The organism is Sediminibacterium sp. KACHI17, from assembly GCF_040362915.1.
Lineage (GTDB): Bacteria > Bacteroidota > Bacteroidia > Chitinophagales > Chitinophagaceae > Sediminibacterium.
In genome coordinates, this window is sequence record NZ_AP029612.1 from 1,120,897 (window position 1) to 1,146,796 (window position 25,900).

21 protein-coding genes, 1 tRNA gene and 1 riboswitch are annotated in these 25,900 nt (G+C 40.7%); of the genes, 6 read left to right on the plus strand and 16 right to left on the minus strand.

What is annotated here, in order from left to right; all coding sequences use genetic code 11:
• Positions 1–34 precede the first annotated feature (34 nt).
• The 3 genes from ABXG83_RS04875 to ABXG83_RS04885 are packed head-to-tail and all read left to right on the plus strand — an operon-like array spanning position 35 to position 3,766.
• Positions 35–2,434 carry a transglycosylase domain-containing protein gene (locus ABXG83_RS04875; protein WP_353550365.1) on the plus strand — a complete coding sequence of 800 codons (2,400 nt, stop codon included), beginning with the start codon at positions 35–37 and terminating at the stop codon, positions 2,432–2,434.
• A gap of 16 nt (positions 2,435–2,450) precedes the next feature.
• Positions 2,451–3,137, plus strand: coding sequence for an HAD family hydrolase (locus ABXG83_RS04880; protein ID WP_353550366.1), 687 nt, complete (start codon positions 2,451–2,453; stop codon positions 3,135–3,137).
• 2 nt (positions 3,138–3,139) lie between these two features.
• Positions 3,140–3,766: a chloramphenicol acetyltransferase gene (locus ABXG83_RS04885; protein WP_353550367.1), complete on the plus strand. Its 627-nt coding sequence runs from the start codon at positions 3,140–3,142 to the stop codon at positions 3,764–3,766.
• Between the two features lie 3 nt (positions 3,767–3,769).
• Here the strand turns inward: ABXG83_RS04885 and porQ are convergent, their stop codons facing one another.
• From porQ to ABXG83_RS04925, 8 genes are all read right to left on the minus strand, one after another.
• Positions 3,770–4,804, minus strand: a complete 1,035-nt coding sequence (gene porQ / locus ABXG83_RS04890) for a type IX secretion system protein PorQ (protein WP_353550757.1) — start codon at positions 4,802–4,804, stop codon at positions 3,770–3,772.
• Between the two features lie 187 nt (positions 4,805–4,991).
• Positions 4,992–7,346, minus strand: a complete 2,355-nt coding sequence (gene lon, locus ABXG83_RS04895) for an endopeptidase La (protein WP_353550368.1) — start codon at positions 7,344–7,346, stop codon at positions 4,992–4,994.
• A 273-nt stretch (positions 7,347–7,619) separates the two neighbouring features.
• Entirely contained in the window at positions 7,620–7,817 is a 198-nt protein-coding gene (locus tag ABXG83_RS04900) for a hypothetical protein (RefSeq protein ID WP_353550369.1), read from the minus strand.
• 80 nt (positions 7,818–7,897) lie between these two features.
• Positions 7,898–9,211, minus strand: a complete 1,314-nt coding sequence (gene der, locus ABXG83_RS04905; protein ID WP_353550370.1) for a ribosome biogenesis GTPase Der — start codon at positions 9,209–9,211, stop codon at positions 7,898–7,900.
• 42 nt (positions 9,212–9,253) lie between these two features.
• On the minus strand, positions 9,254–10,126 hold the full coding sequence (gene era, locus ABXG83_RS04910) for a GTPase Era (RefSeq protein ID WP_353550371.1): 873 nt from the start codon (positions 10,124–10,126) through the stop codon (positions 9,254–9,256).
• Between the two features lie 265 nt (positions 10,127–10,391).
• On the minus strand, positions 10,392–10,637 hold the full coding sequence (locus tag ABXG83_RS04915; protein WP_353550372.1) for a GIY-YIG nuclease family protein: 246 nt from the start codon (positions 10,635–10,637) through the stop codon (positions 10,392–10,394).
• Between the two features lie 36 nt (positions 10,638–10,673).
• Positions 10,674–10,745, minus strand: a tRNA-Met gene (locus ABXG83_RS04920).
• A 55-nt stretch (positions 10,746–10,800) separates the two neighbouring features.
• Positions 10,801–11,532: a head GIN domain-containing protein gene (locus tag ABXG83_RS04925; protein WP_353550373.1), complete on the minus strand. Its 732-nt coding sequence runs from the start codon at positions 11,530–11,532 to the stop codon at positions 10,801–10,803.
• A gap of 80 nt (positions 11,533–11,612) precedes the next feature.
• Positions 11,613–11,718, plus strand: a riboswitch (TPP riboswitch).
• A gap of 58 nt (positions 11,719–11,776) precedes the next feature.
• Here ABXG83_RS04925 and ABXG83_RS04930 point away from each other — a divergent pair.
• Positions 11,777–14,146: a carboxypeptidase-like regulatory domain-containing protein gene (locus ABXG83_RS04930; protein WP_353550374.1), complete on the plus strand. Its 2,370-nt coding sequence runs from the start codon at positions 11,777–11,779 to the stop codon at positions 14,144–14,146.
• Between the two features lie 85 nt (positions 14,147–14,231).
• Here ABXG83_RS04930 and ABXG83_RS04935 read toward each other — a convergent pair whose 3' ends face one another.
• The 4 genes from ABXG83_RS04935 to ABXG83_RS04950 form a co-directional block, all read right to left on the minus strand.
• On the minus strand, positions 14,232–14,540 hold the full coding sequence (locus ABXG83_RS04935) for a rhodanese-like domain-containing protein (RefSeq protein ID WP_353550375.1): 309 nt from the start codon (positions 14,538–14,540) through the stop codon (positions 14,232–14,234).
• 12 nt (positions 14,541–14,552) lie between these two features.
• The gene (locus ABXG83_RS04940) at positions 14,553–15,392 is read right to left on the minus strand and encodes a PASTA domain-containing protein (protein ID WP_353550376.1); all 840 of its coding nucleotides are present in this window, start codon (positions 15,390–15,392) and stop codon (positions 14,553–14,555) included.
• Between the two features lie 89 nt (positions 15,393–15,481).
• Complete coding sequence (locus ABXG83_RS04945; RefSeq protein ID WP_353550377.1) at positions 15,482–16,462, minus strand: D-alanine--D-alanine ligase; 981 nt, start codon at positions 16,460–16,462, stop codon at positions 15,482–15,484.
• A gap of 272 nt (positions 16,463–16,734) precedes the next feature.
• Entirely contained in the window at positions 16,735–17,082 is a 348-nt protein-coding gene (locus tag ABXG83_RS04950) for a 4Fe-4S dicluster domain-containing protein (RefSeq protein WP_353550378.1), read from the minus strand.
• A gap of 62 nt (positions 17,083–17,144) precedes the next feature.
• Here ABXG83_RS04950 and ABXG83_RS04955 point away from each other — a divergent pair, with 62 nt between their 5' ends.
• Both ABXG83_RS04955 and ABXG83_RS04960 read left to right on the plus strand, forming a co-directional pair.
• Positions 17,145–18,143, plus strand: coding sequence for an acyl-CoA reductase (locus ABXG83_RS04955; protein ID WP_353550379.1), 999 nt, complete (start codon positions 17,145–17,147; stop codon positions 18,141–18,143).
• A gap of 233 nt (positions 18,144–18,376) precedes the next feature.
• Positions 18,377–19,897, plus strand: a complete 1,521-nt coding sequence (locus ABXG83_RS04960; RefSeq protein ID WP_353550380.1) for a trypsin-like peptidase domain-containing protein — start codon at positions 18,377–18,379, stop codon at positions 19,895–19,897.
• A 33-nt stretch (positions 19,898–19,930) separates the two neighbouring features.
• Here the strand turns inward: ABXG83_RS04960 and ABXG83_RS04965 are convergent, their stop codons facing one another.
• The 4 genes from ABXG83_RS04965 to ABXG83_RS04980 form a co-directional block, all read right to left on the minus strand.
• Entirely contained in the window at positions 19,931–21,199 is a 1,269-nt protein-coding gene (locus ABXG83_RS04965; protein WP_353550381.1) for an alpha-amylase family glycosyl hydrolase, read from the minus strand.
• Positions 21,200–21,279: 80 nt separating this feature from the next.
• Positions 21,280–22,998: a sodium:solute symporter gene (locus ABXG83_RS04970; RefSeq protein WP_353550382.1), complete on the minus strand. Its 1,719-nt coding sequence runs from the start codon at positions 22,996–22,998 to the stop codon at positions 21,280–21,282.
• A gap of 120 nt (positions 22,999–23,118) precedes the next feature.
• Complete coding sequence (locus ABXG83_RS04975) at positions 23,119–23,268, minus strand: hypothetical protein (protein WP_353550383.1); 150 nt, start codon at positions 23,266–23,268, stop codon at positions 23,119–23,121.
• Positions 23,269–23,272: 4 nt separating this feature from the next.
• Entirely contained in the window at positions 23,273–25,873 is a 2,601-nt protein-coding gene (locus ABXG83_RS04980; RefSeq protein ID WP_353550384.1) for a PIG-L family deacetylase, read from the minus strand.
• Positions 25,874–25,900: the final 27 nt, after the last annotated feature.

The following is a 25,900-nucleotide window of genomic DNA, read 5'->3' on the forward strand; positions in this document are numbered from 1 at the left end:
ACGACCTGTTATTAGTAACCATTTATTGCTGATTATGTCAAAATCTGTTCGCATTTTCTGGCGCATTTTTTTCTGGACGCTGGGTGGAGGTTTGGTCTTCTTGTTGATGATCAACTTTGGTCTATTAGGAAGAATGCCCTCGATCAATGATATTGAAAATCCAACTGCCTCATTGGCCAGTCAGGTGTATGCACAGGATGGTACGCTGATGGGAAAATACTATCTGGAAGATCGTATCAATGTACAATACAAAGATATCAGCAAGCATGTTGTGAATGCTTTGGTTGCAACTGAAGATGAACGTTTCTATGATCACAGCGGTATCGACCCTCGTTCATTGGGAAGGGCATTGATCTTTTTAGGAAGAGAAGGAGGTGCCAGTACCATTACCATGCAAACCGCAAAAAACCTATTTACAGACAACTGGGGTACGCGTAATATTTTTCTTCGCATCATCCAGAAGATAAAAGAGTCTGTGATCGCGGTAAAACTTGAACGCAATTTTACCAAGGAAGAGATCATTACCATCTATTTGAATACTGTTGCATTTGGAGACAATGTCTTTGGCATACGTAATGCGGCCAAAACTTTCTTCCAAAAAGAACCAGACAGATTGAACATTGAAGAGTCTGCTGTTTTGATCGGTATGTTGAAAGGTGCTACGATCTATAACCCCAGAAGAAATCCGAAACTGGCATTGGACAGAAGAAATACCGTGATCAATCAAATGGTTCGGAATGAATACCTGACGGAAGCAGAAGCCGCTATTTTGAAAAGAAAGCCTATCGAACTGAATTATAAAAAACTGGATGAAACAGCAGGTCTCGGCCCCTACTTCCGAATGATCTTAGGCGAGGAAATGAAAAAGTGGTGTAAGGAAAATAAAAAAAGCAACGGCGATAATTACAATCTGTACCGCGATGGCTTGAAGATCTATACCACCATCAATCCCAGAATGCAGCAATATGCTGAAGAAGCGGTTGCAAAGCATATGAACTATATGCAAAAGCTTTTCAATACACAAGCCAATATCCGAAACGGAAGTATCTGGAAGGGATATGAGAATGTATTGGAAACAGCCATGAAACAAAGTGATCGCTGGAGAAATTTAGACAGAGAAGGAATGAGTGCGGAAGAGATCAGAAAAACATTCTTCGAAAAGACCCCGATGCGTGTATTTGCTTATAACAGTAGTCGTGAGACGGATACCACCATGACACCTTATGACTCGATCCGTTATCACAGGCAAATGTTACAAGCAGGTTTTATGGTGATGGATCCATTAACTGGCGAGATCAAAGCATGGGTTGGTGGCATTGGATTCAAGTCATTCAAATATGATCACGTTAACTTCAATACAAAACGTCAGGTAGGTTCTACCATGAAGCCTTTGTTGTATAGTTTGGCAATCGAAGAAGCTGGATTCACACCCAATACAACCGTCTATGATGAACAACAAAGTTTTGGTCAGTATGGATTGGTACCTGCTACCAGCAGATCTTGTCAGGGTGGCGCTATGCCAATGGCTTCTGCACTTGCTTTTTCAAGAAACTGTGCATCCGCCTATATCATGAAGCAGTTAGATGGTGAAGGGAATAACGGAGCGAAGCGATTGGTAGATTTCTTAGAGCGCTGTGATTTTAAAACCAAGATCGAGCCTTATCCTTCTATTGCATTGGGTTCCTGTGAAATTTCATTGTACGAAATGATGCAGGGCTTCAGCATGTTCCCGGGCAGGGGCTTTAATGTAAAGCCAATGTATATCACCAGAATAGAAGACAGAAACGGAAATGTATTGGCCACATTCACTCCAAAAAGAAAAGAGGTGATCAGCGAAGTGACCGCTTATTCTGTGGTGAAGATGATGCAGGGAACAGTGCAAGTAGGTACAGGACGGGGTATCTGGGGCTATGGCATGCCTGCTGTTGAGAACGCAGGAAAGACCGGAACCACGAATGAAAACAGTGATGGTTGGTTTATGGGATATACACCACAGTTAATGGGTGGTGCATGGGTAGGTGCTGATGATCGCTTTATACACTTCAATAAAGAAAGTGCGAATGGACAAGGGGGAAGAGCTGCGATGCCGATATGGGCATACTTCTTTGCAAAAGCTGCTGCAGATCCGAATTGTGGTATTGACAAAAGTGCAACTTTTGTTAAACCTGATGTGATGAGCAACGATATTGTGATTGATTATCTCAATGACTCAACACCAATATTAGGTGGCGAAGGAGAAGATGTTGGAACGGGTACTTCCGAAGATTATGAGATCCCGCAGAATATCAAGTTGGAAGATATTGGTGCAGAATCAGACATTAAACCAGCTACACCTAAAACACCGGAGAAAAAAGATACAAAAGGAAATACACCGCCCCCACCGGCAGAAAAACCAAAAGCCGTACTGCCTAAAAAGCCGGGTGGTGGAAAATAGTTGAAAGAGAACCTATATGAATTCATTGAAAGTTATTGCCTTTGACGCAGATGATACTTTGTGGGTGAATGAACCCTATTTCAGAGAAACCGAGGATCGATTCTGTGAGTTATTAGAAGATTATTTGCCGCATCATTCAGTTGCACGTGAATTATTACATACTGAGATCAAGAATATCAGCTTGTATGGTTATGGTGTGAAAGGATTTATGCTGAGCATGATCGAAACCGCATTGGAAGTATCTAATAAAACTGTTCCCGTTGAGATCATCGAAAAATGTATCCAATTGGGTAAAGAATTATTGGACAAGCCGATGGTTTTACTGGAAGGCGTTGAAGAAGTATTAGCAGCACTTAAAGGAAAATATCGCTTGGTTGTTGCAACCAAAGGTGACTTATTGGACCAGGAAAGAAAGCTGATCAAATCAGGACTTTCATATTATTTTCATCATATAGAAATCATGTCGGAAAAGAAGGAGGCTGATTATCAAAAACTGATCAAGCATCTGGATATTGCGCCCGAATCATTTATGATGTTGGGTAATTCATTAAAGTCGGATGTGATTCCAGTGTTAGCATTGAATGGTCATGCTGTTCATATTCCTTATCATACTACCTGGGCACATGAAACGGTGGATGGTGATATCAAACATCCTAATTTTAGGCAAGTGAATGCCATTAAAGAAGTTTTATCTTTCCTTTAGTCATGAAAACACTACTTGACATAGAAAACTGGAATCGTAAAGACCAGTTTCATTTTTTTAACCAATTTGAAGAGCCCTTTTTTGGTCTTACGATACAAATAGATTGTACTGAAGCCTATGCAAAGGCTAAAGCGAGTGGATATTCTTTCTTTTTATATTACCTGCACTTGTCATTGAAAGCGGCCAATCAAATCGAACCTTTCAGGTATAGGATCTCTGATGGCAACGTGTATCTGTATGATAAGGTGAATGCCTCTCCCACCATTAACAGACCGGATGGTACTTTTGGTTTCTCGTATATGGATTATCATCCTGACTTTGAAAATTTTGCTGAAGCCGCAAAGACGACCATGGAAGAAGTAAGAAATAGTAAGGGCTTGATCCCTGCTGTTTCCGGAGAAAATGTGATCCACTATTCATCGATCCCATGGATCAATTTTACCAGTTTGTCTCATGCCAGAAGTTTTTCTTTTAAAGATTCTTGTCCAAAGATCTCATTTGGTAAAATGACTGAAGTGAATGGCAGAAAACAGATGCCCATCTCCATTCATGTTCATCATGCATTGATGGATGGTTTCCATGTTGGACAATACATTGACCTTTATCAAGCGTTATTATCAGACCAATAAGATTTACAGGTTCTCCCCTTTCAAATTAAAATTCAAAGAGAACTGATGAAACATCTGGCGTTGATAAAAGCCTGTGGCATAGCGTATCTGTAATTTGGGAAGAATCACACCGGCTCCTGCGGAAAATCCATTCAATCCATTGCTGATATTGAAACCATTCAATTCCTGTCTGCGTTGAAAATGATATCCGGTACTGATCTCAATTTTTTCATCCGGAAAAAATTGTACTCCCAGCACAACATGGTTAAAGATTTTTTGCAGGGTATTTTTTTTGCTGAAATTATCATCCCCTTCACCGGCTCTAAAAAGTGTGTCGTTATAAAAATTATTGAACCGATGCAATTCATGCAGTGTCAATGAAAATTGCACCGGTGCATTTTGCAATTTCTTTGTAACTCCTGCCTGCAGATCAAAAGGCAGTTCTTCTTTACTGCCGGATCCAGCATAAGTATTGAATTGTGTACCGATATTTTTTACGGCAATGCCTGCCTGTAGTCCTTTCTCAGGATCATGATAATTCAATCCGATATCCATCGCTAGTCCGGAAGAACGAAAAAGTCCATAACCGGAATGAATAAACTTGATCGTAGTTCCATACCACCATTTTTCTTTATGGCTTCTCGATGCCATCACCTGAATCACATAATCGCGTGGATTGAATCGCCCAATGATATTACCGGATGCATCGGTTTGATCGATGCTGCCATAGTTCAGGTAATTGATACCGAATCCAATATTGGTCTTAGCCTCTGTTAAATGATACCCGGCACTGATACTGTAATTACTGATACCGGCGATAAATGCATTGAAAGAAGTATTGACTTGACGATTCATCTCCTTTCGTAATAAAGCGGGGTTATGAAAACTCATCCCGACATCTTTCCCGCTAGTAGTGATGTTGATACCGCCCAATGCCGTTAGTTGTGCGGTATTGGCTTGTTTAAGAAAACCAAATACAGCATTACCTCCTAAGGTTTGGGCACCTGCGGAGATCAAACAAACTGATAAGGTCAATAAAAGAAATATCCTGTACACCACTGTTTTCAAATCTACAAATATGTACGGTTATGGTAGAAATTAATGCGGCTTTGGGGTAGTCTTTAAAATAGAAATCCCCCATGGAGATGGGGGATCTTAACCCTTAAAACAACCAACATGAAGAAAATGTTGATGTCTAAATAACAAGACCGCCAATGAAAAGTTCAGACAGCCCCTAATTTTAATGTCATACGAGTGCAATATCTACTACCTGCTGCATCGTCTTCACGTAATGAAATTCTACCCCTTTGATATAATCTCCTTCGATCTCTTTTACATCTTTTTCATTCTGCCAGCAAAGGATGATCTCTTTCAGACCTGATCGTTTAGCTGCCAGTACTTTTTCTTTGATACCTCCTACCGGTAACACCTGTCCGCGAAGTGTGATTTCACCGGTCATGGCCAAATATGGCTTTACTTTCCGTCCGGTAAAAGCTGAAGCCAAAGAGGTAAGCATGGTAATTCCGGCGCTCGGACCATCTTTTGGAACGGCCCCTTCCGGCACATGGATATGAATGGCTTTTTTTGAAAATTCTTCCGGATCGATACCATATTTCCGAGCATTGGCTTGCAAATAGCTCAAGGCCGTGCTGGCACTTTCTTTCATCACATTCCCCAAATTACCCGTGAGTTTAAGCTCGCCCTTTCCTTCTCCCAGAATGGTTTCAATAAATAAGATATCACCACCCACATAAGTCCAGGCAAGACCAACTGCTACGCCCGGCATGTTGGCGGTTTTATAGATCTCATTGCTATATCGTGCCTGACCGAGTATTTTCTCAACGTCCTGTAAAGTGAGTGTTGATTTTACCTTGTTTTTGATCGCCAGTTCTTTCGCCTGATAACGCATCAATGCTGCAAGCTGTCTGTCCAGTTCACGTACCCCACTTTCACGTGTATAATTTTCAATGACTTTTTCCAATACTTTGTCATTGATCTTGATATTCACTTTGGACAATCCATGTGCTTCTTTTTGTTTAGGAAGCAGGTGACGTTTGGCGATCTCTACTTTTTCTTCAACCGCATATCCGCTGAGGTCAATGATCTCCAGACGGTCGCGCAGGGCCGGCTGAATATTTTGAAGATTATTGGCGGTGGCAATAAACAATACTTTACTCAGATCATATTCCAGCTCCAGGTAATTATCATAGAATGTATTATTCTGTTCCGGATCCAGTACTTCCAATAAAGCAGAGGATGGATCACCCCTGAAATCATTCCCGATCTTATCAATTTCATCCAGTATCATTACCGGATTAGATGATTTGCACTTGCGGATATTCTGTAAGATCCTGCCAGGCATGGCGCCGATATATGTTTTTCTGTGACCGCGGATCTCACTCTCATCATGCATACCACCCAAGCTCAAACGAACATATTTTCTACCGATCGCATGAGCAATAGAACGTCCTAAAGAAGTTTTACCGATACCAGGAGGGCCTAGGAAACAAAGTATCGGGCTCTTCATGTCACCTTTCAACTTCAGCACGGCGAGGTATTCCAGGATACGGCTTTTGATCTTGGTCATGCCATAATGATCGATGTCAAGTACTTTCTGTGCATTTTTCAGATCGTAGTTGTCATCGGTATGTTCATTCCATGGGAGATCAAGCATCAGATCGAGGTGATTGTACACCACAGAATAATCTGGTGTACTGGGATGCATACGCTCTAATTTCTCAATGCCTGATTTGAACAGGTTTTTAGCAGCATCAGGCCATTTTTTACCTTCTGCTTTTTTCTTCATTTCAGCGATCTCACGTTCATTGGTATCACCCCCCAACTCTTCTTTGATGCTTTTCAGTTGCTGTTGAAGGAAATAATCTCTTTGCTGTTTATCGATCTCAGTTCTTGTTTTATTGGTCACTTTATCTTTCAACTCGGCAAACTGAAGTTCGCGCTGAAGTATCTGGATCAGCTTCTCAGCCCGCTGATGGATATCATTGATTTCCAGTAAACCTTGTTTCTCTGCCAGCTCACTATTCAGGTTACTGCTAACAAAGTTGATGAGGAAGGAAGGGTTTTCAATATTCTTAAGGATGATCGATGCCTCTGTTGGCAAATTGGGCGATAATTGAATGATCTGTGTTGCCAGGTCTTTGATACTGCTAACGATGGCATCAAAATCTTCATGAGAAGGTACCTCATCATCTGCGAGCATACGAATAGATGCTCTGAAATAAGGATCTTCTGAATCCATTTTGAGCAATTCAAATCGTTTCTTACCCTGAATGATGATGGTTGTACCGCCATCAGGCATTTTGATGAGCTTGATGATCTTGGCGATGGTACCAATGGCGCAAAGGTCTTTGGGTTCCGGATCCTCGATATTGGCATCTTTTTGTGCCACAACGCCTACCAGCTTATCTGATTTGTAGGCTTCATTCACTGCCTTAATGCTTTTATCACGTCCGACCGTAATGGGTAATACCACACCCGGAAAAAGAACGGTATTGCGCAAGGGTAAAATTGGAAGGGTTTCAGGAATAATGGTATCCTTATCGAATTCACCATCTGTTTCATTGATGGGAATGATGGGCATAAAATCCGTATCGTCTTCTGATCTAAAAAAAAGTTTCTCTTTCAACATAATAAATGAATCAGTCTTAAGTCATAATGTCACATAAACCCACTTAGATTCATGCAAGCTTAGTCGGCAAAAATAAGTCAATATTGATGCCATGAAGGATAAATGAGTGTGACCGGTACAAAGTGGCGCAAAAAAAATCTCCCACCATCGGCGGGAGACTTTTTAAATCCCGATTTTGTCGGGAAGCTTCTTGCAAGAAGTAATATTGTCTAAAAACAAATACTACTAGTGAGCAGCAGGAGCAGCAGCTGAAGAATCAGTTGTTGCAGCAGCAGAAGAATCTGTAGTTGCAGCAGAAGAATCAGTTGTTGCTGGAGCTACAGTTTCAGTTGCAGCTGAATCAGTTGTAGCTTCTTTGTTTTCACCTGAATTACATGCAGCCATGAAACCTGCAACAGCCAAAATTGCGAATACTTTTTTCATTGTACTTGTTTTTTGAGTTATTTTGTTTGGGCGCAAAGATAAAGGTCGTTTTCTCTTTTACAAACTTTTAACAGACTTTTTTACTTTTTTCTGAAGAAAATTCTGACCGGCACTCCTTTAAAATTAAAGTTTGAGCGGAGTTGATTCTCCAAATAATTGCGATAAGGCATCTTAATATCATCCGGATAGTTCGTGAAAAAGGCAAAAGATGGTACCACGGTCGGTAATTGTGTCACATATTTAATTTTTACTGTATTACCCCTAACTACAGGAGCATGGTATGCCTGCACCGCTTTCAACATCACATCGTTGAGTTGTGAGGTTGGGATCTTACGTTTCTTATTATCGTACACTTCAAGGGCCATTTCGATGGCTTTGAAGATGCGGGTTTTATCTTTCACAGAGATAAACAACACCGGTACATCGGTAAACGGAGCGATCTTCGACTTTAAAGTTTTTTCGTAATCACGTGCCGTATTTGTCTCTTTTTCAATGAGATCCCACTTATTTACTAATACTACCACACCTTTTCCTTTTCGTGTGGCCAAGCTAAAAATGGTGACATCCTGGGCAGTGATTCCTTTATCAGCATCCAATACCAATAAACAGACATCTGCCTCATCCATCGCTTTTATGGCCCTGATGATCGAATAAAACTCTAGATCATCCTTTTCTTTACTTTTCTTTCGGATACCGGCGGTATCAATCAGAATAAATTCCTTTTGGAATAACTTATAGTGCGTATGAATGGTATCCCTGGTTGTACCAGCGATATCACTCACGATCGTTCTCTCCTCACCGATCAATGCGTTCAGCAATGACGATTTCCCCACGTTGGGTTGCCCGATGATCGCAAACTTTGGAAGCTGATCTTCCTCCAATACCTCCGCTGAGTCTGCATCAGATATCCCAGCTGCAATGGCATCCATCAACTCTCCTGTTCCACTACCGGAAATACTGCTAATGAAGAAGTTATGAGCGAAACCTAAACTATAAAATTCAGTAGCTTCCAGCTCTCGTGTTCCATTATCGACCTTGTTTACGACTACATAAACCGGCTTGGTGGTACGTCTGAGCATATCTGCCATTGCCTCATCCAGGTCAGTGATGCCGGTTGCGACATCTACCATGAAGATGATGGCATTGGCCTCATCAATGGCGATTTTCACCTGCTTACGGATCTCCTTTTCGAAAATATCTTCTGTGTTGGGCACAAATCCACCAGTATCGATCAGGTTGAACACTTTACCATTCCAGTCAGCGATACCATACTGACGGTCACGTGTAACCCCACTGATATCATCCACAATGGCTTTTCTTTTTTCTAATAAACGATTAAAGAATGTACTCTTACCGACGTTCGGTCTTCCAACAATTGCAACTGTATAATCCATATTTTTAATTTATTTAAATCTCTTAATTAATTGATAATCATTTTATTGATATCCATATTCATTTAATTGCATTTCATTGTCTCTCCATTTCGGTCTCACTTTAATAAAAAGTTCAAGAAAGACTTTACGGCCAATAAAGGCTTCAATATCTTTTCTGGCCAATGTTCCTACCTCCCTGATCATCTTGCCTTTATCGCCAATAATGATCGCTTTCTGACTCTCTCTTTGCACAATGATATCCGCCTGAATTTTGACAAGGGTTTCCTTTTCCTTGAATTCATTTACCATGACTGCGGTATGATAGGGTATCTCATCACCAAATAACTCATAGATCTTCTCGCGGATCATTTCCCCTACAAAAAACTTGGTAGGCAGATCACTTAGGTCTTCTTCACTATAAAAAGGAACCCCTTCAGGTAATAATGCCAGAATGACATCCAGCAGTTTTTGTAGATGGATCTTTTGAAGCGCGGATATTTTGATCAATTGCTTGCAATAGGGCTTGGTACCGAAGAAAGCCTCTGCCTCTGCGATCTTACCATTTGCGGCCGTATCGATCTTATTCAGGACCAATAATGCAGGTACTTTTAGACGCAGAGAGGAAAAAATTGCATCGCATTCCTGAAAATCATCATTAGCATCCACCATCAATAAAGCCAGATCCGCATCTTCCAAAGCTCCTTTTACGGAGTCCATCATGCGCTGATGAAGCTTATACTTAGGATCAATGATTCCCGGGGTATCGGAAAAAATGATCTGATACTCACCCGGCTTGTTCAAAAAAGCCTTGATACGATGCCGCGTGGTTTGTACCCTTGGGGATACAATGGCCATTTTCTCTCCCACCAAGGCATTCAGCAAAGTGCTTTTACCCGCGTTGGGACGACCAAATATGTTAACGAAACCTGATTTCATAAGGTTGTTTTCAAATGATGCCTTGACTAATTTCCGAAAGTTTTCTGAGGAGAGGGATATAGAAATGGAGATAAACGCGTTTGTAACCTGTCTTGATCGGTTACTAGGTCTTCTAACATTCAGTATCCGGAGTATCCTCCAGCCGAAAAAAAGTCATGCTGACTTAAAAAATAAAAGCCTCAAATTGAGGCTTTCAAGTTTGATTGTTGCGAGGGAAGGGATCGAACCTCCGTCCGCCTCAGGCGGATATGAGCCCTAAGAGCAGTTAAAGAGAAAATGTATTTCTGATCCATTCTCTTCCTTTTCCTGACTTTAGTGCCTTCTCTCTACAAAGAGCTTCTTGCTTGGTCTCAAAATCTTCAAAATGAATCAATTTCCATGGTCGATACAATCTTGTCCAACCTTTCTTACCAAGCTCGTTATGTGATTTAAGCCTTTCTTCTAAGTTTCCGGTATATCCTATGTAGATTTTATCATAGGACTCCGAATACAAAATATAGACTGTAAACATAACTAAAAAGACCTCCTTTTGAGGCCTTTCTTTCTGTTGCGAGGGAAGGGATCGAACCTCCGACCTTCGGGTTATGAGCCCGACGAGCTACCGCTGCTCTACCTCGCGATGTTTGGGTTGCAAAGGTACGGGCTGGCAGTTTCCCTACCAAATAATTATTGGTTTAATCACCACTTCTTCTTTTGATAGAAGCTCCGCCACTGGTATTAATGTCTCGTATCAATCCTTCACCCTTATAATATACAGAGCTGGCACCACTCGCTTGGGCACTTAATTCTTTATTGACACTGATCCTTGCAACAGAAGCACCTGTAGCATCGATCTTACAATAATCACTGTTCAGATCATAACAACGAACATCACTGGCTCCATTCGCATCAATATTCAGTTTAGTAACAGTACCCGTTACCTGAATTCTGGATGCACCGGATGCTTCCAGCTTTAAGTTCTCTCCTTCTACTTCGCCTTTAAAATCACTGGCACCCGACATTTGAATACGCAATTGATCTGATTTGATCTTACCCGATACTTTTACATTACATGCTCCTGAAGCTTCAATACCTGTGATCGATTTGAACGTAACATAAGCCTTCATCTTATTATTATTCCACTTACGCCAGTTCAACCCTTTTCCGTCGAAATAGATACGTAGTACACTCCCACGCATTTCCGTACGGATTCTTTTCAGTATTTCATCATCATTGGCACTCACAGCTACCGCTTCTTCTGATCCCTGTGAAATATACAGATCAATGGCGCTGGAAACTTCGATCGCAGTAAAGCCCTGATGATTTCTCACTTCAGCATTTCCATCATATACCAGGTTCTTTTCTACCTGTGACAATCCTACCATGGCGGTTGATACCAACATGATAAAAAGTATAAATCGTTTCATACGAGTGTTTTGAGTGTAACGAATCATGTAAAACAAAGTTACAGTTGGGAGCAATTTAGCTATTTCATAGTTTTGCGGCAGATCATTCCTCGGGGTGCTTCTCCCGATCTAATCGGGAAGGCTGAGATAATACCCGTTGAACCTGAACAGGGTAATTCCTGCGAAGGGAAGGCGTACATTTTTGGTCGTACCTCTCCATTAGCTGTTTCCCTGTTCCCATTATTAACTTTTTAAATCATTTCAAATGAAAAAGTTTTTGGGAACAATGTCACTGACATTCCTAACACTGCTCGTATTCGGGCAAAACAATCACCCTCTACGCGGCAAAATAACAGACCGCAGTACTAAACAACCGATTAGCGGAGTTGTCGTACAACTCAACAATCTGCAAGTAGTGACCGATGACAATGGTCAATTCAACCTGAAATGGACCGGCACCGGATCGGCTTCACTCAAGATTCGAAGTCTGGGTTATCGTGAGCAGGATATTTTGATCAGTAAAAGCGCTACTGAAAAAGACCTGACGATTGAACTGGAACCTGGATCACTTTTCCTACAACCGCTGGAAGTCAGATCGATCCGTGCAACGGATAAAGCGCCCTTTGCCAAGACCAATCTGGCTAAAGAAGAGATTGTAAAAAGCAATCTGGGACAAGACATTCCCTTTTTATTGAATCAGACCCCATCAGTAGTAGTAAATGCGGATGCCGGAAACGGTGTGGGATACACAGGTATTCGCATTCGCGGAACTGATGCAACAAGGATCAACATCACCTTAAACGGTATTCCCTATAATGATGCAGAAAGTATGGGTGCATTTTTTGTGAACCTTCCCGACTTTAGTTCATCAGTGAATAGTGTACAAATTCAACGTGGTGTCGGAACTTCATCCAATGGTGCTGCTGCCTTTGGCGCCACCATCAATTTATCTACCAACGAATTCAATGAAAAAGCATACACAGAATTGAACAATAGTTTTGGCTCTTTCAATACCCGCAAACACACCTTACGTGCCGGAACAGGATTGATCAATAAACACTTCACTTTAGATGCCCGCGTCAGTTCTATTCAAAGTGATGGTTATGTAGATCGTGCATCAAGCGACCTTCGCTCTTTTTATATCAGCGGAGCCTGGTTGAATCAAAAATCCTCTCTACGCTTCAACGTATTCTCCGGTAAAGAAAAAACTTACCAGGCCTGGTATGGCATTGATAAAGCGACCCTGGAGAGCAACCGCACCTTCAATCCGGCAGGTATGGAAAAATCAGGCACTCCTTACGATAATCAAACAGACAACTATACGCAAACACACTATCAGTTATTCTTCAATCATGCTTTCAATAACGATTGGTCTTTACAAACTGCTGCATTCCTGACCAGAGGTTATGGATACTATGAAGAATATAAAAGTGATGAAGCATTTGCAGACTATGGATTGCCAAATGCGGGGCCGACCATCACCACCACCGATCTGGTTCGCCAACGCTGGTTGAATAATTATTTCTATGGACAAAATGCTTCTCTTCAATACCGTAAATCCGGTAATGAGTTAACATTCGGAGGTGGATGGAGTACGTACACCGGAGACCACTATGGAACGATTCCCTGGTTACAAAGAGGAACCGTACCAGCCGGATATCGATATTACATGCATCCTGCAATCAAAAAAGATGTGAATCTCTTTGCAAAATGGCAACAAAATCTTGGCGGTAATTTTTTTGGATTCGTGGATGTTCAATATAGAAATGTAGCACATCGCATGAATGGTTTCCAGGGTAATCCAGCACTTCTGGTGGACAGGAATTTCAATTTCTTCAATCCAAAATTGGGTTTCACTTATCGGAAGAATAATTTGCAAGCATATATCAGTTATGCGATCGGACAAAAAGAACCCAACCGAGATGATTTCGAAGCGGGCGCTACCAATCAACCTACATCTGAAAAGCTGCAAGATCTTGAGCTTGGATTCGATTATAAAAAAAGTAACCTACAATTCGGAGCGAATATCTATTATATGAACTACATCAATCAATTGGTCTTGACCGGTCAAATCAATGATGTTGGTGCATACACCCGTTTTAATGTTCCGAAGAGTTACAGACTGGGTATTGAACTACAAGCCACCTGGAAACCTGCTACCTGGATCACAGCAGGTGGTAACCTTGCATTGAGTAGAAATAAAATAAAAGCGTTTACTGAATACTTCGACAACTACGATACGAACGGACAAAACGCTGTTCAAAGACAAAATACCGATATCGCTTTTTCACCTGCAGTGGTTGGAGGAACCCAATTACTCTTTTTCCCCGCTAAACAATGGGAAGTTGGTCTACTTGGTAAATATGTAGGCAAACAATACATGGATAATAGTGGCCTCGACAGAAGTTTATTGGATGGATTTAGTACACAAGACCTGCGTGTCATCTATAATTTCTCCAATAAGGCTTTTAAATCGTTACAAGTGATCGGACAGATCAACAACGTATTCAATACACTCTATGAGCCAAATGGCTACAGTTATACTTATGTGAGTGGAGGTGTTCAGTATACAGATAATGGCTTCTACCCTATGGCTGGAAGGAACTTTATGATCGCATTGAACATCAGACTCTGATCAATGGAAACATAATGCATAAAAGAATGTCGAATGATGAATAACACGATACTTCATCATTCGACATTCTTCTTTTTTTGATGTATTATTTATTTACTTCTTGCCAGGCCAACATACCACCGGTAACATTGATCACATTGGTAAAACCCATGGTACCAAGGATCAGGCAGGCTTGCCCACTTCTGTTACCGCTTCTGCAATAAACATATACGGTTTCGTCTTTCAAATCTTCAATTTCATCAACCTGCATGGTTTGCACTTTACCTAATGGCAACAAAATACCGCCGATATTGAATTCAGCGTGTTCATGAGGTTCACGTACATCCACAAGATGTAGAGATTCACCACTGTCTATTTTAGACTTGAGTTCTTGTACTGTAATGGTTTGCATCATAAAATGAATTGATTAGTGTTGGTCTGGTGGAATAATTCTTCCGGTATCTCTGATCGGGGCTACACTGCTGATATAAAGATCCATGACTTGTCCTTGACGAATCTTATTGGGCACACGATTACCCGATTGATCCAAAAGTTCAGATAAATATTCCGGTGTTTGTCTTACCACAAATGCTGTAGCTGAATCCTTGATCGCACCTACTCCAACTATTGCTCCAGGATTGATACTGAGTGTTGATAGATAGGACCTCGCTTCACCTAATGTCATACCAATGAGATTGGGAACATCCATTTCTATACCACCTAATCCGCTACCTAAAACAAAACTGATGGTTGCTCCTAAAGGAACCTTATCACCTGCTTTAATGGGTACACCATTGTATAATTGTTCTAAGACCGAATTACGTGCGATATCAGGCTTATACGTAATGGTTCCCATTTTCAATTGCAGACTTTGCAGATACAATTCAGCACTTTTTATGGAGTAACCGATCAGGCTTGGCATTTCTACCTGAGGAGATACCTGGCGATTCACTGTTAAATAAATGGTACGACCCGATTTTACTGCCGCATCAGCTTCCGGTGTTTGACGAACTACCGCTAGTTTGGGAAGACTATCTACATAAACAGAATCCTGGATCTCCACTTCAAAGCCTGCTTGTTCTAAAACTTGTATAGCAGCGGTTACTTCCTGTCCGGTTACGGAAGGCACTGTTGTAACCTTACCATAGTTGGTGATCCAACCCAATAATGAGAAAAATAAAATGATCAGTATCAAAACAATACCCAATCCGGCGAGGATATTCACCCATAAGGGCTTGGCTGTTATTTTCTGAATGAATTCCTTCATGTGTTGTTAAGCTTAATAAATTGGCTTGATGAAACAAGATACTGATTCCATACAGTAGCCATTCTTTATATACCGGTATTTTTTAAAATTTAACGAAGTGCTTCTGCTACTACAGCTGAATAAAAATCTGTTAAAGACATCCCCATAGCCCTTACTTGCTGTGGAATGACACTGGCTTCACTTTGTCCTGGCACCGTATTTACTTCCAACATATAAGGTTGACGCAGCGTAGTATTGTAAATAAAATCGATCCGCACAACTCCTCTGCAATTCAGTACTTCATAAACACGTTTAGCTGCAGTTTCCAATTGTACTTTCATTTCATCATCGATCTTTGCAGGTGTTGTCTCAACACTCTTGCCTTGGTATTTTGCTTCAAAATCAAAGAATTCATTATTGGTTTCTATCTCGGTGATCGGTAACACTTGAATATTACCATTCGATTTAAAAACACCAATGGTAAACTCTCTTCCACTAATAAATTCTTCCACTAGTATCTGATCATCTTCCTTGAATGCTTTTTCCAATGCAGCAGCCAATTCATCCGGCTTATTTACTTTACTCATCCCAATGCTGCTACCACCATTATTGGGTTTCACAAATACGGGTAACTGTAGTTCATTAAGTATGTGTGATGGAGCAACCGGTGTATGTTTGAACAAGTGCATAGATTTTGCAACATGAACACCTCCAAAAGCAGCTACCGCCACTGTATATCTTTTATTGAATGTGAGCGCAGAAGTTGCTGCATCACAGCTGGTGTAAGGTAATTTCAACATGTCAAAATACCCTTGCAATTTGCCATCTTCACCCGGTGTACCATGAATACAAAGCAAGACCACATCAAAATGAATCACTTGCCCCTGCTCGGTTACTGAGAAATCATCTCTGTTTACTTTTGACTTTTCACCTTTCGCATTTTCATACCACCATCCTTCCGGATTGATATCGATCTTATAAACATCAAAAAGTGTTCTATCTAAATTATTTCCTACCGTTATAGCGCTCTTATAGCTGATCTGTGCTTCGCCACTCAATCCACCTGTAACTAAGGCCAGTTTTTTCTTCATATTGACTTGGTTGTGAGACAAAGATAGGAAGTGGGATGTAAGATGTCAGATCGCAGATATGAAAAATAAATCTGACATCTGTGATCTGATATCTTACATAAAAAAAGGTGAAGAAACTACCCGTCTCTTCACCTCACGTTGACGGGAAATATCACCCGCCGTTACTAGTTGTCGTAGTGTTAAGTACAACAATAATTGATAACTCTAAACTATTGACTTTTTGCAGTATTTGCAAGCATTTCAGCGAAAAGTTTAGCACATGCATTTGTGCATTAGATGTGCATTTTGTCTTTCTTCGCCAACAACTCTTCCACTGTTTCCTGATACATTTCATCAGGTACACAACAGTCTACCGGACAAACAGCTGCACACTGGGGTTCTTCATGAAACCCCTGACATTCGGTACACTTATTAGGTGTAATGTAGTAAGTATCAACACTGATGGGCTCGAAACGCTGGTCTGCGTCTACCACTGTACCATCCATAAGGGTAAAAGATCCTTTGATCGTGGTGCCATCGGAAATGGCCCACTCAACACCGCCTTCATAGATCGCATTGTTTGGACATTCGGGCTCACAGGCTCCACAGTTGATACACTCTTCAGTTATTTTGATCGCCATATTAAAAATGGTTTGTTGGGTTAGTGATTTTACATTTGCTGTTCCAAAAATACGGTTGACAAATGATTTTACAAGAACGAATTCAGTTACTGGCCCGATTAGGGGAATATATGTTGAACAAAGACGAAGAGTGGACAGCGATTCAAGCCCGTGCCTATCGGGAAAACGCCTGGTTCATTCCTGAATTCATTGAAAAAGCTGTAACCCAAATCGCTACTCGATTCCTCCAACCTGAACTACTGCTGAAATGGGCCAATCAATATGATATTCAAGATCAACCCTCACAGGTAAGAAATGTTGGCATCGTCATGGCTGGAAATATCCCATTGGTAGGCTTCCATGATTTTTTGTCGGTCTTTGTTTCAGGTCATTCCATGACCATCAAAACCTCTTCGAAAGATGAGTTTCTCATCAAACACCTGATCAAAAAACTGTATGAATGGGAAAATACCATTCAGAATCAGGTTTCCTTCGCAGAACAACTCAAAGGATGTGATGCTTATATCGCAACCGGTTCGAATAATTCTGGTCGCTATTTCGACTATTATTTTGGTAAGTACCCCAATATCATTCGCAGAAACAGAACTTCGGTAGCTATTTTAGATGGCACTGAAACCAAAGAAGAACTGGATCTGCTAACAGATGATATCCAATTGTATTTTGGATTGGGTTGCAGAAATATCACTCAGTTATATGTACCGGAAGGTTATGATTTTGTTCCCTTACTCGATCAACTTAGAAAATATGCGTACCTGATAGATTATCACAAATACAAACACAATTACGATTACCATCTGGCACTATTGATCATGGGAAACAAATATTACATGAACAATGATTCCATTATTCTGACCGAAAACAATTCTCCATTCTCTCCTGTGAGTCAGGTGCATTACCGTTATTACACTGATAAAAAGCAATTAGAAAATCAACTCAGTAACGATCAGGATATTCAATGTGTGGTCGGTCATGGGCAAATACCTTTCGGACAAGCTCAGTTTCCTGGCTTAACCGATTATGCAGATGGCGTAGATACGATGGCTTTTTTAAAGTCTTTGTAAGAAAACAGCCTTAAGCATCGGGCAGAAAGGCGATTTTCCGTCTATCCCAAGCATTTTTCTTCTGGCATGATAGTCGTAACTTTAAGCAAGTTCACGGACCGTCAATCGATCTACGAGGATTGCCGTAAAACATTTGTTAAATACTGTCAGTGGTGAACTGTCATTCCTACAGCTTTGTTTTATTTGTTATTGGAAAGGCATATTTTTTGATCAGATTTAAAACATAAAAGACCATGCATATGAATCTCAAGAACATTTTAGCAGTGGTTGCTATCAGCGCCACCACCGCTGTACTTAGTGTTTGGGGCTTTAGTAAGTACAATGATTACCAGCGAGCGGGCATGCAGGAAGAAGGAAAATTACCTGTGAACTATGCCGGATTTTTTGATAAAAACAATAACATCGGTGCCGCCGTTGATTTTACGCCGGCTGCTACATCTGCAACTCCAGCAGTCGTGCATATCAAAACAAAAACAAAAGCACGTCAGGTAAGCAATCGCCAGCGGAATCCTTTTGCGGATATGTTTGGAGATGACTTTGGCGATTTCTTTGGAGGTCCACGTGTGATTCCTGAACAGCGTGCAAGTGGTAGTGGTGTATTGATCACAGAAGATGGATACATCATCACCAATAATCACGTTGTTGATGGGGCTGATGAGATCAATGTAACACTGGCCAATAAAAAATCTTATAAGGGTACTGTGATCGGAACAGATCCCAGCAGTGATATTGCAGTGATCAAAATTGAAGGCAAATCACTCCCCTATCTTGTATATGGCAATAGTGATGAAGTGAAACTGGGGCAATGGGTATTAGCAATTGGTTATCCTTTGAACCTGGATGCAACAGTGACTGCAGGTATCGTGAGTGCTAAATCCAGATCTATTGGTATCAACAGCCGCCAGAGCCAAAGTCCGGTGGAATCTTTTATCCAAACAGATGCTGCTGTGAACTCTGGTAATAGCGGTGGTGCATTGATCAATACTTCAGGAGAATTGATCGGTATCAATTCAGCAATCGCTTCTCCAACCGGTTCTTATGCAGGTTATTCTTATGCGATCCCTGTGAACATTGTAAAAAAGATTGTAACTGATATCGTGAAGTTTGGTACTGTTCAACGTGCATACATTGGCATCAACTATCCAAATGAGAATCTCTCTGATGAACAAAAACGTGAACTGGAAAAAGAAATAGGCGTTGCAATCAAAGAGGGTGAAGGTGTTTATATAACCGGTGTACCTGAAGGAGGCGCTGCGGCAGCTGCCGGATTGAAAAAAGGGGATATCGTTACTAAAGTGAACGGCAACCCTGTTACCAGTGGACCGGAATTGCAAGAGCAAGTTGCCCTCTATAAACCGGGTGATAAGATCACGTTGGCTTACAAACGTGGTGGAAAGGAAAATACTGTAGGTATCACACTTAAAAATAAAGTGGGTACTACAGATATCGTTAAGACTACTTCTATCATGGAACAAATTGGTGGTGAATTGGAAAATATCGATAAAAGTTTAGCTACTGCCAATGATATCAAAGGTGGAGTAAGGGTTAGAAAAGTGGGAAGTGGCCTTTTAAGTAAAAGCAGAATGCAAGACGGTTTTGTGATCACGGGTGTCAATGGACGTGAAGTGAAGAACCTGGAAGAATTTCAGGAAATTCTTTCTTCGCTGAAAGGCAGTGGTATCATACGTCTTGAAGGTATTTATCCTGGATTTGAAGGAAACTATACTTATCCGCTTACATTGTCGAAAGAGTAAGTAAAAGAAATAGCATAAAAAAAGGCAACTGGATCAGTTGCCTTTTTTTATGTACACCAGATGATCACCCGGCATCAATTCAAAATGTTCTTTAGCTGAAAACGTATAACGAAGAGATGAAAATAAATTGATAAAACTTCCCTGCAACCACTCATGTTGTACTTCAATTGTAGCTCTCTCTTTGTCAGACAGATTCAATAAAACCAAAACGACCTCTGCATCTTTTTTTCTGAAATAAGCCATCACTCCTTGTTGTTCCGATGGAAGAATAAATGTCTCTCCTTCCAAGATAGCTGCTGATTGTTTCCGATACTGTAACAATTGCCGATAAAACTCATCCAAGGAAGGTGACTCTTTCCATTCGATCTGATCTTTATCGAAAAAAGCAAGCCTTTTGAGATTGGGATTTTCTTGTCCACTGTAAACCAAAGGCATTCCTTGCCAGGTACAGGCAAAGACAGCCCATGCTTTTGCCGCGATACCATATTTTTCATACTCAGTTCCGTTCCAGCTATTCTCATCATGATTGCTTGTGAAAAAAAGTTTGATCGCTCCTTCAGGGTATTGAGAATAGGCATGCAATACTTCTCTGACTTCATGCAACCCATGTTCTCCCCTCATGAATTTTTCTGAAACATGCATCCACCACCATGCATAAGTGGCATCAAAAGCATTGTGATATGCTACTACTTCACATTCTGCCAGCCAAAAGCAAGGCTTGACGGCATCACATGCTTTTCTTGCATTAATCCAAAAATCAAGTGGAACAAGATGAGCCATATCGCAACGAAACCCATCGATATCAAACTCTTTTATCCAGTATTGCATGGCTTCTATTAAAGCAGCGCGCATTCCTTGGTTATCAAAATTCAAATCAATCACATCTTTCCATCCATTGCGTTCAGTAAAATTACCTGCCTCATCTTTCACAAACCAATCCGGATTACTTACCATCCAATGATGATCTGCACCGGTATGATTGGCCACCCAGTCAATGATCAATTTCATATCAAGTGCATGCACACGATCAACCAACATTTTAAAATCTGCAGCAGTTCCAAACTCGGGGTTGATATCGGTATAGCTACTACAAGCATAGTAACTACCCAATGTACCTTGGCGCTTCTCGATACTGATAGGGGTTATGGGCATCAGCCAAAGAATATCAATACCCATTCTTTTTAATCTGGGTAAATGTTCCATGAATGCCTGAAATGTTCCTTCCGGAGTGTATTGTCTTATGTTAACCTCATAAACAGAAGCATGTTTGGCCCAGTTGGTAACGGTAAATCGATTGCTCATGCTACGATGTTACTGATTTTTTCCATAAATCAGATAGTTCATCGTAACAGCTTCATGGTATCATTCAATAAATGAACTGCCTACTCCACAATCTTTTTCTGAAATAATTGGAAAATAAAACTCAATAAAACCACTGCCAAAGCACCCACTACATTCAACCATAGGAAGCCGAGACCGATGATATTGTAACGATCTAATAAGAAGAAGCCAATGACGATCAGCTCACCTATTACTGCTGCTGCAAATACAGCATTCGCTTGCACTTTCTTCATATAAAATGCCACGAGGAAGATCCCCAATATCACACCATAGAAAAGGGAGCCTAATACATTCACAGCCTCAATCAAACTACCCATACCTGAAGCAAACTGAGCTGTGATCACACAAAATATACCCCAGGCCAACGTATAATATTTGGATTGTCGATACTCTTTTGCGCATTGTTCCGGATCTGTACTATCTGTTTGAATACCCTGTAAGCGTTGGTGAAAATCAATCATGGTGCAGGAAGCCAATGAATTCAATGCAGCCGCTATCGATCCCCATGCTGCGAGGAAGATGATCGCAATCAATAACCCCACCAAACCTTTGGGAAGAAAATCAACTACAAAACGCAGAAAAATATAATTGGTATCATTGGTATCAGCACCCGGCACTGCTTTTGTTAGAACAGCTTTGTATTGCTTTTGTAAAGCAGATATTTCTTTTGCACCAACTGCAATGCTGTCTTTATATTGTTCTTGCTTTTCAACCGTATATAACCTGGTCCACTCCTGTTGTTTGATCTGATACGTGTTGAATTCCCCCTGAATAGATGCTAATTCCTGCTTGTATGAAGTTTGCATTGCCTTTTCTTCCACCGCTTTATTGAAAAATACCGGCGATGGATTGAATTGATAAAATGTAAACAACAATGCACCCAATAATAAGATCAAAAACTGCATGGGCACTTTTACCAATCCATTCATCAGTAATCCCAATCTACTCTCTGTATTGTCTTTTGCGGTTAAATAGCGACCAACCTGCGACTGATCAGTACCAAAATAGGAAAGTGCCAAGAAGAACCCACCAATGACACCACTGATGAGATTATATCGGTCTTTCCAATCAAATCCATTTTCAGTGATACCTGTTGTAATGACATTGAGTTTCCCTGTTGCTCCACTCACTTTAAGTGCATCATTGAATCCTACTCCTTCCGGTAAATAATCAACAATCAAATAGCCGGCAACAAACATTCCTGCGAATATGATAATCAGTTGTAGTTGTTGTGTATAAGCAACTGCTTTTGCTCCACCGCTAACTGTATAGATGATCAACATCCCTCCCATCACAATATTGGTCCAGAAAATATCCCATCCCATTAAGGAAGATAAAATGATAGAAGGCGCATAAATACTGATACCTGTGGATAACCCTCTTGAAAGTAAAAACAAAAAAGAAGTAAAGGTTCTGGTCTTCAGATCAAATCTCTTTTCTAAGAACTCATACGCTGTGAAGAGTTTGAGTTTATTGAATAGTGGTACAAATGTCACACACAAAATCACCATCGCTATTGGCAGACCAAAATAATATTGCACAAAACGCATTCCATCGGTAAATGCCTGTCCGGGTGCAGAGAGAAAAGTAATCGCACTTGCCTGTGTACCCATGATACTCAACAACACCAGGTACCATGGCATACTTCTATTACTCAAAAAATATCCTTCCAGATCCTTACTGGTTCTGCTTTTGTACAGTCCATAGGTAATGATCCCGACAAGTGTAATGATCAATACTATCCAATCTACCTTACTCATGCATAGTTTTTAGTGAACCATTGAAAAAAAAGAATCAGTCCTAATAATACCAATAGCACAAACCAATACCAGCTGCGCCATGATTTGAATAAAGGAATCTTTTCTTTGGTACTCATACCGTTATTTGTTTCTGTTATGGATAAGACTGCCACTCAATAATCCCAATGCCAATCCGATCAACAAACCGACACGCACGTTCTTTATTACAAAGCCAATGGCAATGCCTATCACTACCAATGTCAATATACCGATCTTTCTTCTCTGCTTCATACTATTATTGCTTGGGTAGCGCAATGAGGTTAGCTAATATTTTAAAAGCACCCGCATTTCCTGCCGGCAGCTGTCTGAACATAACCAAGCTTACATATGCGAAATTCCCCTTTCCATATTTCGTGGTGATCAGACTTCCTGTACTTTCTTTCTCCCCTTTATCATTCATTGCCAATGGTGCTACATACTTCCCTGCCAACTGATCAGCCTGATAAGTGCTTCTCTCTTGTACCCATCCTTTAAAATCTTCCTGGGTGATGGTATTAGGATAATTTAATACCGGGTGTTGTGGTAAGACAAACTTCACAGCCGCATCTTCTTCGGTTACACGAGTGGTTCCGATTTGAAATGGATAAGGTCCGATCTTAGGATTTGACACGCCTCCTTGATTACGATTGTATTGCACGATCAGGTTACCACCATTCTGCACGTAACGCATCATCACATCATATTTTCCTGTAAGCCACTCGTGAATATTGTATGCCCTAACTCCCGTAATGATCGCATCAAGGTCTTTCAATCCTTCATCTGTTACGGATGCATCATCCAATATCTTCACTTCATACCCCATTTGCTTAAGCGCCTCAGGCATCACATCTCCTGAACCCGGAATAAATCCAATCTTCTTTCCGCGCACTTTAATTTCCGAATCGATCACTTTTACATAATCTCTGAATGCATAATGTATGTTGGGGATATGATCATAACGAATGGATTTGAAATAATCAGAAAAATTCAATGCCCTTCCTTCCGGCATCATAACACGCATGGTAGCTTCTAAATATTTTACTGGGGCTTTTGAATTATATACTTGTGATATTGGAATATCGATGATCTGTCTTTGCCCCTTTGTAAAACTTTTTGTCTCACCGGATATCACAGACTTGACTGCTTCCTGACGAATATTTAAATCGGTGACCAATCCCGGATGTGTGAAGTTGGATCTGTATACCACATGTAACATAGAGTCTGAACGATTCTTACCTTTCTCATCTTTCACATTCAATAATACCACCGATGGGTTCATGTATAATTCAATATGTGGAACGATGATGAAGGGCTGATACAATTCTCCTCGCTCAGCATCTACATATTTATACATGACCGGCTTATTGAATTCAAAAAGGTATCCTTCGATCTCTACTTGAAAAAGAGCATGATACAATGGATCATTCCAAGCCTTACCAACATCGCGCTGGTCATCCACTACAAACATTCCATCATTTTCTCTGGGCTTACGCAGCCAATAGGGTTGCGTCACTTCAGGACCCAATGTCGGTACGAGTACTTTTGTAAAAAGATAATTCTTATTCTTCTCAGGAGATATCATAAGAACCGTATCCTGATGATCAGCAAGTTTTACCGACTGTATTTTAAGATTCACATCAGAACGCTTATTCATGAAATAGCTAACACGCACACTATCCCCTTTTAATGCAGTTTCTTGCTGCGTATATGCTTCAACAAATAAAGCCGATGCATATTCAATGATCTCTTTCAGTTCTTTCAATTTCTGCATCTTCCATACCTGATCATTTGTTTTAAGATGATCGATTTTCCGATACAACCTAACCAATGAGGGTACTGACTTTGCAGGACTTCTGAAATCATACTCCTGCAAGACTTGCTGTAACAAAATCTGGATACTATCGATCTCGGATTTATTCTTAATAGGTATCGATACTTGTTTACCCTGAGCATTGGTAGTCTGCATCAAAGTGTCTACCTGTAATCTCGCCCAACTGGTATTCACCCCTTCCATAATATCAGACTTTGCTGAATCGCCGCCTGTGGTTACAAAATATTCAAACACTTCTCCTCTTCTTCTGGGTCTGCCTTCAGCCTGACTTTTATGCATGCTTCTCGCTTCACCGCCCAGCTCTCCATAACTTTTACCAATGAGTGGATTATATGCCCCTACTTCTATTTTCAATTGGTTATCACTGGTTGTATTCGTTCTGCCGAAATTGAAAGTATTCCAAAGAATTCTTTTCGCTTTCCAGGGTTTTAATCCATGTGCAAATTGTTCAGGAAATTTTTTGGGGTCTGCTGCTGCTTCAAAAGCTTCGTTGGCAATAATGGCAGAGGCCGCATGATGGCCATGACCGGCTCTTTCATCACCCGGGAAACGAGCTACAATAATATCCGGACGAAATTTTCGGATCATCCACACAACATCTTTTAACACCCGTTCACGATCCCAAATACGCAATGCTTCATCAGCACTCTTACTAAAACCAAATTCATAAGCACTTGAAAAATATTGTTCTGATCCATCGATCGCACGTGCAGCCATTAACTCATGTGTTCTGATCATTCCTAATTCTATTCCTTGTTCTGGGCCGATCAGATTTTGTCCACCATCACCTCTTGTCAAACTGAGATATGCTGTTCTGTACAATTTTTCTTTTGCCAAATAAGGCAGTAGTCCATTGTTTTCATCATCGGGATGTGCAGCGATATACAATACACTACCCAATACATTGAGCTTCTTCAACTGCAGATAAATATCCGATGAACTTGCAGTTGTTGGAACGATCTGTGCATTTGAAAAATGTGTTAACAGGCAAAAAATCAAAAGAAAGGAAGTAGTTATTCTTTTCATATGACAATAATGATGGCAGCGAAGATA